This window comes from Calditrichota bacterium, assembly GCA_016867835.1.
Lineage (GTDB): Bacteria > Electryoneota > AABM5-125-24 > Hatepunaeales > Hatepunaeaceae > VGIQ01.
In genome coordinates this window covers 1-11,667 of the sequence record VGIQ01000090.1, presented here as the reverse complement: position 1 = coordinate 11,667, position 11,667 = coordinate 1, and the positions used below count along the sequence as shown (strand labels likewise).

The following is an 11,667-nucleotide window of genomic DNA, read 5'->3' as shown; positions in this document are numbered from 1 at the left end:
CGATGTGCGGAGAATCATCCAGAACGACTACTTCAACGTCGCCGATCCGATCAGCCACCTGATCATCATTGGCTCGGACAATCCGGCCGAGAACGCGGTTTTCTTCCCGGCGTACCGGAACGAGCCTTATACCAATGACCATTACTACGGCATTATGCGCGGCAACTTAGCCGACACCATGCGCTATGTGCCGGAGATTTCGGTGGGACGATACTATGCCGCATCGGTAGGCGACTTGCAGGGCGCGATCAAGCGGTCGATTCTCTATGAACGGGAGCCCTTTCTCGACAATCAGAACAACCGCGCCTGGTTCAACCATGCACTATTTACGTGCGAGAGCATCAATGTCCCCGGCGGGCAGTTTGTCCCGTCGATGATCCACCTGATGCGCTGGTCCTGGCTGCGCTGGACCCAGATGGGCATGCGCGTCGATACGCTTGCCTTTAGCGACTCCGCATCCTCCGCCCGGGTCAACCAACAGGTGGCGGATCTACTGGTGAATCAAGGCCTATCGGTGGTGGCATCACGCGGCTGGCTCACAGGATCGGTGGACCGCAATCAGCGCGCAGTCAACACCGGCCGCCGCAATCCGTTTGTCATGGCAATAACCTGCCTCTCGTGGGATTTGCAGAAGTTCTTCTTCATCGGATCATCGCATAACAACCCCAAGGGTCCGGTGGCATCCATATCCGTGCATGGTCTCACCAACACCAAGTTTAACAACAGCGTCCTGGGCGGGATGGTGCGGGGGATGCGGGACAACCGTCTGCACCAGCCGGGCTGGCTCTCGATCATGGGCAAGTGGCAGGGTTGGAACGACTATCGTTATGCCCCAAACATCTATGAGGACCTCTTCCGGGTCATTGTCGTTACGACTACGTTGGGCGATCCCTCGACCCGCATCTACACTGCGCGGCCGTTCGATCTGCAGGTCGATCACCCCGAACGGGTCACCCCCGGCACGACCGGCATAGTTGTACGGGTAATGGCGGAAGGCGCAGCAGCCACCGGCGCTGTGGTCAGTCTCACTCAGGCCAATGGTATCTCGTTCATTCAGCGGCCGGGTGCAGACGGTTTCGCACGATTCGCGATTCAGCCGGGAGCGCTGAGCCAGGCGCCGGTCAGAGTTACGATCACAGGACAGAATCTGGTGCCCTATCACGGTGCCATCGAAGTGTCGCACTCGGCTGTGTCAATCGACCTTGAAGGCGTCGAATACGAGAATCAGGACGGGCTCTTTGCCAACGGCGAACGGGTTCGGACGCGGCTGCAACTGCATAATAGCGGCAATCAGAACGCATCGAACGTCGTCGTCCACCTGGCGTCGGATTACGCTCCGGTGACGTTCAGCCAGCAGAGTCTCAATATCGGGGTTCTCAATGCCGGAGCGACGGCAACGCCCGAGGTCGAGTTGATCGTCGGGCGCAACGCGCGGGAAGGCGAAGTTGCCGGGCTCAGACTGCGCATCGTAGCCGAGCAAGGCGAATGGAGCCACGCTTTCGACGTCGCGACCTCGGCCGGGATTCCGTCGCTGACCGGCATCAACCTGCAAGGAGGCGACCTGATCGACCGCGGACACACAGCGAGGTTCCAAACCGTGCTGCGCAACAGCGGAACGGTGGCCCTGCCGGCGGCGAGTCTCCAGTTGGTCAGTTTGAATCCCGAGCAAGTTACGGTTGTCGATGCGACGGCGCGGCTTGCGGCGCTGGCACCGAACACCCAGGCGACCTCGGATGCGGACTTTAGGGTGAGCCTCTCGGAGTACGCCGTCCCAGGAAGCATTGTGCGTTTTCAGTTGCTTCTGGCCTCGCGTGAACAGAACGACAATTGGCGCGACACCGTCACCTTCGAGCGCACGGTCGGGCAAGCCGGCATCGAGCACCCGATCGGGCCCGATGCCTACGGTTACTACTGCTTCGATTCCTTCGACCAGTCATGGGACAAGCGGCCGACCTTCCACTGGCGGGAGATCAACTTCCAGTTGCCGGATGCCGAATTCCGCGGCACGAAACTGCCGATGGATGACTTCGCAGTCGATAAGGACACCTCGAACACTATCCGGCTGCCGTTCACGTTCCGCTACTACGGCGTCGATTACGACACTCTGGTCGTCTGCACAAATGGCTGGGTGGCATTTGGAGCCTGGAACTCGTTCTTCATCGATTTCCGCAACAACCGCATCCCGGGCATCCAGGGACCCGATGCGATGCTGGCAATCAACTGGGACGATCTCATCAGCAACCGGGTCGAAGATGCCGGTGTCTATGTTCACTACATCGAAGATGAAGGCATTTTCATCATCGAGTGGTCGCGGATGCAGGCTAATGGCGATCAGAATCAGGTGCGGCAGGAGTCGCAGATCATACTCTTCGATCCGGAGCGCTTCCCAACCCGGTCGGGGGATGGAGAGTTCAAATTCCAATACAAGACGTGGTCAACGGTGTTGGGAGACGTAACGGATAACTATTACGCCACTATCGGGATAAAGAACAACGATGGGACCGACGGCATCGAATATGCCTATTGGAACCGCTACCATCCGAATGCCCGACCGCTCGAAGACGAAATGGCGTTGCTCTTCACGACCGACGTTCAAGCCATCACCGGGAGCCTTGCCGGGCGGGTCGTCGTTGCCGAGGATACCGCTCGCGCTCTTCAAGGGGTGCAAGTCGTAACCGGAGGCCAAAGAGCGGTAACCGACGCGACGGGACGATTCGCATTTCCGACCCTGCCGATTGGGATTCACGCACTGACGGTGTCGCTCGAGCACTACAGCGACCAGCGGGTAGCGTTTACCATTGAAGACGGCCGCGAGACCAACCTGCGCATTTTAATGACTCACCCTGAAGTGAGCGTCCCGGAGCGAGCCGTTACGACCAGTCTTAGCGCCGGCGATGAAGGCAGTTATCAGTGGCTTACGGTTGTCAACGACGGCAACGGCCCGGCGCGGTTCCGGCTGCGCCGTCGCGATGCCGAAGGGAATTCGCCGCCGCTCACGTTGCAGATGAGCAGCAATCTCTCGCGGGAAGCCGGGGACGAGAACCTGGCGGGGATCGAGATGATCGGTGATAAGTTCTACGTCGCAGGCTCAGGCGACCTGTTCAACGCGGGCGACAACTTCATCCACGTCTTCAACCGGGACGGAAGCGAATCGATAGCCAGTTTCAGTCAGCGCGGCGTCGATGGCTTTGGCTTCCGCGACCTCGCCTTCGATCCCGATTCGATGGTCATCTTCGGCGGCGACCTCGACACGGTGGCGTGGCTGATCGGGCTCGATACGCTCGGCAACCTGCGCGGCCGGTGGCTGCTGCCTCATTTCAATGTCATACCCAACAGCCCGCAAAACGTCTTTGGACTGGCTTGGAATCCCGATCATAGGTCGATCTATGTCGCCGATGAGGCGCAGGGCAAGGACATTGTCGAAGTCCGGCTGGAGGGGGATACGTTGCGGGAGATTCACCGCTTCCGGTTCAACACGACTGCGCTCGGAGTGCAACTTCAAGTTCGGGGGCTGGCGTGGAATCCGTGCGACGAGGACGGATACAACCTCTGGGCGATGTGTCAGGCGACGGCCGGCGTGGCGGGGAATCCGAGATCGCTTCTGGTGCGGGCCAATCCGTCCAATGGAGACATCCGCATGCACGGACGATTGGGGCGTGAAGGATTGGTCTCGGAGTATGGCCGGGGGCTCGCCATCGGTTTTGACCGGGAAGTCGGCGCGGCGACGCTCGCCTATATCGGGGACAATGGCGCTTCGGATACGCTAAGGTTGATCGATGCCGGCATCGACGGGCGGTTTGTCCGGTTCGATCACAACTGGCAGTCCATTCCGGCCCAGTCGCAGGTAGCCTTCCGGCTCCACTTCGTATCGAAATTCCTGCGCAACGAAACCGCCTACACCGGCGGGCTGCTGGTCGAGCACAACGGAGCGCAGGAGGAGCCGTTGGTGATTGCCACCCTTAGGGTCGAACCCTCTTCCGAAGGGAGCAGCGAGATCGTGCCGCTCACTTTCCACCTCGGCGAAGCCTTTCCGAATCCTTTCAACGGCCTGACGACGATTGCGTTTGTGCTACCTAAGTCATCATCGGCGCGGCTCGCAGTCTATGACCTGTCCGGTCGCGAAGTGGCCGTCCTGCACGAAGGGCGGACCACAGCCGGTATGAGGCGGGTGGCATTCGATGCCTCGCATCTGGCATCGGGAATCTATCTCTATCGGCTTGAGGCAGCCGGTCAGAGTATGACCAGACGGCTGGTGCTGTTGAAGTAGTAAGGACTATTGATCTATGCCGCTGCCGGAGTCAACGAGGCTCCGGCAGCACTCGTTTTTGGGGCTCCGGGTGGTTTGAGATCGAAGCACTCCCACTACAGGTAATCGCTATCGTATTTATTTGCGCTGTAGGATTGTCCTTCAGACTACTTTCACTGTTAACAGGTGCAGTTTCATCTTGTCACGTCCTCCCGCTCTGCAGGGGGACTGCAGGGGGGGAATATGGAGCAATCCAGATTACCCCCCCCTTCGTTCCCCCTGTATAGACCGGACTGATGGGTAACAAACGTGCGGGGAGATGGGTGACAGTTTTTATTCATAGGGTTGATCCCAATGAACGGTATCGACCCTTTGATTACAGAAATATACATCGAATAGGCCGTTATCGCCATTTGATCTGAGTTCTACCGGCATGCTGCCTAAAGCGCTGCTCACCCGGAACGTGCGGTTGCGGAAGTAGATTTCGCCATTTCGCTGAACCTTGCGCACAATAGCGCCGCAGTCATAAACGATTTCCGGCAGTTTTTCGGGGAAGCCGCGGCTACTCGACCGATAGCGGTCAGCTGGCACCTGCATGGAGATCGCCTCATGCGGTCTCTGGCAGTTGTAGAACGATTTCCAGATTTCGAATTGTTGCTGTGCCTGTTGTAAGTCTTCGAGCACAATTTGTGTCAGGAGTTCTTCTTTCAGGGAACGATGAAAGCGCTCGTCTTTGCCCTGGGTCTGCGGATGATACGGCGCGGAGTGTGTAATCTTGATTCCTATCCGCATCAGCCAGACGGTCAGGGTGGTGACCTGGTGGAGTCCGTCGCGTCCCCAGGGACTACCGTTGTCCATGCTCATTCTGTTGGGCAACCCATACTCACGGAAGATGTTGGTCAGGACTTCCTGCACTAAGGAGCCCCTTTCGTGGGGACAGGCGACCAGACCGACGCAGAAGCGTGAGTGATCGTCGATCACGGTCAGGGGATGACAACGTCCCCGCAGCAGGGAGAAATGGCCTTTGAAGTCCATTTGCCAAAGATCATTAGGCGCTGCGTGTTCGAACCGGATGAACGGTTTGTGTTTTCGCGCTTCAACCGGATCAATCAAACCTTGGCGTCGCAGAATATCACTGACCGTGCTCGGCGCTGGAACGTCATTATAGCCGTGGCGTTTCAGGAATGCGTTGATCTTGCGTCCGCCCATGCGGGGATAGCGCTGGCGAAGTCCAACGATGACCGCTTCCATCTCGGGGGAACAGTGGTTAGGACTTTTCGCCGGACGATGCGACCGGTCGTTCAGACCGGCTTCGCCAAAGGCGCGATAACGTCTCAGCCACTTGTATCCGGTCTTGCGGCTGACACCGAAGTCAGCGCAAACCTGACTGAAGGGGGTAGTGTCGGTTTCTACCCGCTTGATAAAAGCTTCTCTTTGTGCGGGAATGGTGTACTCCAACCAAGGCATGACAGACCTCCTTTTGTGACCTGTCATGCGATACGATTGTGTCACCCATCTCCCCGCACGTTTGTTACCCATCTCCCCAGACTATACAGGGGGACTACAGGGGGGTAGAAGTGCAATCCCATATTGCCCCCCCCGCGAAGCAGGGGGGGGGAAGACAAGAACTAACGGCACCAAGTAGTGATTGGTTCTGTTGCTCTTGTCACCCTGGATGAGGTGAAGGGTCTCCTCCGGTCGAGATGCTTCACTGCGTTCAGCATGCGTTGCAAGAATTTTCTGCACGGAGCAATAAATTTAGCAGACCCTGTAAATTATCGCATCCTACCGACAATCCCTCAACTTCACCGCCCAGATCCATCCCGCTACCCCGCACAGCCCTCCGGCGATGCCGATTCCAAAGAAGAGCGCCGGTGCCCCGATCGCTTCGAGTGCCAGCCCGGCAAGTCCCGACGAGATCGCCGACATCCCAACCACCGCCAGATTGACTGCGGCAAAGACCCGCCCGGTCATCTCCGGCGGCACCATCCGCTGGATGAGTGACGCCCGGGTTACCGTCAACATCGGAATTGCCAGCGAGTGAATCACAATGACGACGCCGGTCGTCAGCAAGGTATTAGTCCAGTAGAGCGGCACAAAGGTAATGCCGTCGAGCACCATTCCAACCAGCAGCACCTTTCCGGCCCCAAATCGACCGCCCCAGGTGAGCAGTCCCGCCGTCCCAAGCAGCATCCCTACCGCATAGCAGCCGTTGATCAGCGCATAGGCTTCAGCCCCGAGGCCGAGGTCGTTGCGCACCAGCACCGGCGTTCCGACGATCGCCGGACCCATGATGAAAATGTTATCGGCGATGGTGATCAAGAGCAGCGGCCCGATGACCGGTTCACGCACGATATAACGCAATCCTTCGATAATCCCGGCGATGGCCTTGGGCCGCGCCCCATCATCTTGACCGGTGGTTTCCCGAATTATCGGAGATGCTCCATACCCCGCCACGTCCCGCCCCGGCCGGATGAGCAGGATCAAGAGGAACGATGCAAAGTAGAAAAGGCTGTTGGCAGTAAAAAGATGCACTTGTCCGGCATAGTGCAGCAACCCGCCGGCTATGACCGGGCCAAGAAGCAGCGAGAATTGCCACGAGGTCTGAATCAGCGAGTTGGCCCGGAGCAGCCCTTCCGGCGGCACCAGTTGCGGGATGAACGCGTCCCGTGCGGGATTGAAAAAGGTCGCCGCGATGGCGATCAGGAAGGCGTTCCAACCCAGGAAGGTGGTCGTAAGCGCACCGGTCACTGCGGCAAGAGGAAGAGCCAACACCAGCAGCCCCCGCGCCAGATCCATTCCCAGCATCAACCACCGCCGGTCGCTGCGGTCCGCCGCGACGCCGGCGGCAAGCGCCAACAGCACCGACGGCAGATAAGAAGCCAATGCCACCAGCCCGGTTACCGCTTCCGACCCGCTCAGTTCCAGTGCGAGCCAGAGCAGCCCGATACGGTAAATGCTGTCGCCGCACTGGGATGCAATCTGCCCCAGCCAGAGCAAAGTCAAGCCTCGAGTTTGAAAGAGGTTCAGGATCAGGTGCAAATAGGTGGTCTCATTAGGGACATTGAAAGTTGGCTCACCACTATCCGGCTTCAGACGTGCCACCAGACGCCCTCGTCTGGTGGCTGACCGGCGGACGGGGCGTACGCCGGCACGGAGTGTTGCTCTTGGTCTTTACCTTCAGCACTCAACTTACACCTTGAAACTTACACCTTGAAATAGAGACCTTACAACAGACTTCCTGCTTGACAGAGCCGGTTGAATTGATTATACTTATTCGATGCGTCCTAATGCCGGCGGCCAAGGGAGGATGGAATCCCGTCGTATTACATTCTACGGGGTAGGCGCAATTCACTCCAACACGGATTCACCTCAACGCAACAGACCATGAGACCATCCTCACTCCCTCTTCGCCCGGCATTTTGGCCGGTGGCGTCGCTTGGGTTGCTCGCACTTGTCCTGCCGTCTGCTCTTCGGGCGATGACGGGGATGACGACACTCAGCGGCAACACGGCGCAACTCGTCTCCTCCGGCGCGGCCGGGGTGGTGATCCGGGCCGAACTGCCGGAACTGCCAATCAACATTACCTTTGACCCGCAAGGCTCAACAGAGTCGCAAGTGAGGATCGAAGGCGAGCCATCCACCTACCATCCCGGGATGCCGATCCTGCCATCGGTGGCTCGCATGGTCATCGTCCCCGGAGCAACCAACCTCGAACTGGTCGTCGATCATAGCGACCCGATCCGGGTTCGCGCCGAACGTCCACCCGCGATTCTGATCGGTGAAGAGGGCGAGGCTTGTCCGGTCGAGACTCCCGACGGTATCTACCCTCCGGTCGTAGCCGAGATGGAGGATCCGGTCATCATCCGCGGCCACCGCATCGTCAAGGTTGTCATCTACCCGGTGCGCTACGACCTCAACACCGGCGAGTATCTCCACTATCTCTCCGTTGAAGTAGCGGTTCGACCGACCGAAGGCCGGCCGGTCAACCCGGTCTATGATCCTCCCATCGTCGGCGACGATCCCTTCTTCCTTCAGTGGATGTCGGAATATGTCCTCAACGGCGACGACATCCGCCGCGACGATCCGGCGCGCGACCGCCTCCCGGCTAATGTCGGCCATTATCTGATCGTGACGCAAGAAGCCGCGATGCAGTATCTGGTGCCATTCATCGAGTGGAGGCGCAAGGCCGGCTACCGGGTGGACATCCTCGCCCTTTCGAGCGGAGACGCCAGCAGCGACAACACCGTCAAGCAGCGTATTCAGCAGCGCTGGGACGCTCTGCGCCAGGCCGGCCAGCCGCCCTTTGGCTACCTCCATCTGGTCGGCGACCGGACCGCTTATGAGAATCCCCCGGCGCCGGGCTGGGTGCTGCAGTCGCCTGTCGGCACTAGCAGTTGGCCTAATGCTCAGCACGGCGAATACCTCTATGCCTGCATGGACGGCGGCAACGACAACAATCCCGATGTAGCCTTTTCGAGATGGCCTGGCGGTTCGCAGGAAACGCTGCAGTTGATGGTTGGCCGGACCCTCGGTTATGAAGCCAACCCCTATATGGAGAACACCGAGTGGTTCCGCCGCGCCGCAGCCTACTCGTCGCATTGGGGCAACTCGCCGGGTCAGGCCTGGCATGCTACGATCCCGACCACCGTCCGCTGGGCCGAGTCGGCGCTCAAGGCGCAAGGCTTCAATCTGCGATGGTTCGAAGACCGTGAATACGATCGCACCGGCCAGCGCGTCGGCGACTTCTGGAAGCAGCGCCATAATGAGCGCACCAACCTTATGTTTGGCCGCGCCGAGTTCTACCTCTGGGCGCAGTCCCGTTCCGGCGGCGAATACCGGCCCTTCAACGACTCGATGCGCAATGTCGGCGTCTTCCCCGTCGATGTCCATGTCTCCGGCCACGGCGAGTGGGGCGCCGAGGCGATGTATCGCACCGGCAGCGGCAATAACCTTAAGGGCCCCGTAGCCACCACCAATGGCTGGGGTTTCAACCCGACCACGCCGTGGAACATGCAGTGGATGGAGATGGTGAGCGGCATCCTCCAGAAGAAACTGCCGACCGGCTGGAGTTTCGCCCGCTCGCACAACCTGATGGACCTCTACCTGCCGGCAGATTATACCTACAATGCACGCAACGCCCGGCTGCTCGTGCGCACCGATATCAACCACTTCGCCGAGCCGGGGCTGCTGCCCTGGATGGACGTCCCGCGCATTGTGGCAATGGAGTTCACGCCTCAGGTTGCGCCTGACACGCGCCTGATTGAGGCCTTTGTCCATCTTCCCGACAGCGACGAGCCGGTAGTTAACGCGCAGGTTACCCTCTATGCCCCGGGCAACGTCCCGCAGCAGATGGGCGACTACATCAATTTCACCCCGGCTATTCAGCGCATTGCCTACACCGACGATCAGGGACGGGTGCGCTACGTCCTGTCGGGCAACGAGAGATTCGTCGCGAGCAGCCGCGTCTATCTGACGGTTACCGGACGCGACATCAAGCCCTTCTTCGGCGAACGGACTGTCGCCAACCCGGCGGTCCGGCCCGACATCGCTGGTTGGACGCTCGAGCAGATCACGGGCAACGACGACGAGTTCGTCAACCCGGGCGAGACCTTCCTGCTCTATATGCGGGCGCGCAACCTCGGCACGGCTGATGCGATCAGCGGGCTGAACGCCACTATCCGCACCCTTTCGCCTTATGTGACCATCGATCCGGACAACAATGGCTTCTGGTTCGGCGATGTCGAGGCTGGTCAGGCTGTCGATGGCGACCAGGGCGTCTTGATCACCATCTCGCCGCTCTGCCCGGACGGCGTCGCGCGGCCGGCGCTTAGGCCTTTGATTGAGGTCAACTTCGCCGCTGGTGAGGAGCGCTGGACGTCGGCGCTCCGGCTCGAACCTCGTGCGTCACACCTTGAATATCGCCGCACCTTCATCGGCAATGCCGCAGTAACGATTGTGCCCGACTCGGTCGCTCAGATCGACATCGAACTGATGAACGTCGGGCAGATCCCTTCTCCGCCGGTGAGGGCGGAACTGCGCACGATGGGGCTCGGCATATCGGTCGTCGAGAGTCAGGTTACGTTTGAAGCGATCGCTCCCGGCGAGCGCGGTCGTGCGGCCGGCGGCAGCCGGTTCACCATCAGCGGCAACCGTATCGTCCCGCCCGGCTTGAAAAATCAACTGCAACTCGTTCTGCTGACGGACGACGGGCCGCTCGACACGACCTTCCTCGAACTGCAGGTGATGCAGCCGCGGGCTAACGCGCCCTTTGGCCCGGACGGCTACGGCTACATTTGCTTCGACAACACCGACACCCTGTGGGATGTTGCGCCGCGCTTCGAGTGGGTCGAAATCGCCAATCCCCAGAACCGCACCTTTAATGGCACCCGGCTCAACTTCTCCGGCCAGTCGCCCAATGACCAGGGTGAAGCCATGGTGATTCCGCTCGGCTTCGAGACCCAGTTCTACGGGCAGGTCTTCGACTCGATCACCGTTTGCACCAATGGCTTCGTAACGGCCGGATCGCACGTGCGCGCGCTCAACTTCCAGCGGTGGCCGCTCGATCAGGCGGTCGGCGGCGCTGCCGGAATGATGGCGCCGCTCTGGACGGAACTCCGCCATGGTGAAGGCGCCGGGGTTTATGTCTTTCACGACACCTCCGACTCCCGCTTCATCGTCGAATGGTATCGGATGCGGATCGCCAATGGCCAGCAGACCGAAGTAACCTTCCAGTTGATCATTTACGACCGGTCGGTATGGATCACCGAATCGGGGGACCAGAACATTCTCTTTCAGTATCTGGTCGTCGTCAACCCCGATAATGTGCGGGGCGGCGATCCGCTCTGGGAAAAGGCCGTCCCCTACTCGTCGGTGGGCATCTCCGATCCCCTCGGCCGGACCGGAGTCAACTACACCTGGAACAATCAGTACCCCAATCCGGGTGCGGCTCAACTGGCCAACCGGCGATCCATCCTCTTCTCAACCAGCCCCCGTTTCCGTGCCGGCACACTTTACGGCTGGGTGCGCGACGCCGCAACCTGGGCCGGCATCCCGAACGCCATCGTCTTCACCAAGCACGGCTTCACCGCCTTCACCGACGAGGAAGGCTATTGGCGCATCGCCGAAGCCCTCGCCGAAGTGCCGTTCGAAATCACCGCGCGCAAACAAGGCTATAACGACTCGACCAAGACCGAGATAGAGGATGGTGTGCCGCTGATGGTGCCCGAAGGCGACAGCCTTGAGATCAGTTTTGAGTTGCTACATCCGGAGTTTCTTCCTTCAACGGATAACCTCTGGTGGCGGCTCGAACCGGACAACGAATACCAGATACCGTTCGACCTCTTCAACGGCGGCAACGGGCCGCTCACCTGGTCCGCCGAAAAGCGCCTCATCGGCGACGCCAATGCTGCGCCCTGGGA

Annotated in this window: 4 protein-coding genes; 2 read left to right on the top strand and 2 right to left on the bottom strand. The window is 59.8% G+C overall.

Annotated elements, in window-relative coordinates:
* The coding region (locus tag FJY67_09125) for a T9SS type A sorting domain-containing protein (GenBank protein MBM3329613.1) at positions 1 to 4,267 on the top strand (4,267 nt) is incomplete at its 5' end.
* A 312-nt stretch (positions 4,268 to 4,579) separates the two neighbouring features.
* Here the strand turns inward: FJY67_09125 and FJY67_09120 are convergent.
* Both FJY67_09120 and FJY67_09115 read right to left on the bottom strand, forming a co-directional pair.
* On the bottom strand, positions 4,580 to 5,668 hold the full coding sequence (locus FJY67_09120) for an IS481 family transposase (protein ID MBM3329612.1): 1,089 nt from the start codon (positions 5,666 to 5,668) through the stop codon (positions 4,580 to 4,582).
* A gap of 363 nt (positions 5,669 to 6,031) precedes the next feature.
* Entirely contained in the window at positions 6,032 to 7,354 is a 1,323-nt protein-coding gene (locus FJY67_09115) for an MFS transporter (protein MBM3329611.1), read from the bottom strand.
* 279 nt (positions 7,355 to 7,633) lie between these two features.
* On the opposite strand from FJY67_09115, the gene FJY67_09110 reads away from it, so the two are divergent.
* On the top strand, positions 7,634 to 11,667 hold a 4,034-nt coding region (locus tag FJY67_09110; protein MBM3329610.1), incomplete at its 3' end, for a hypothetical protein.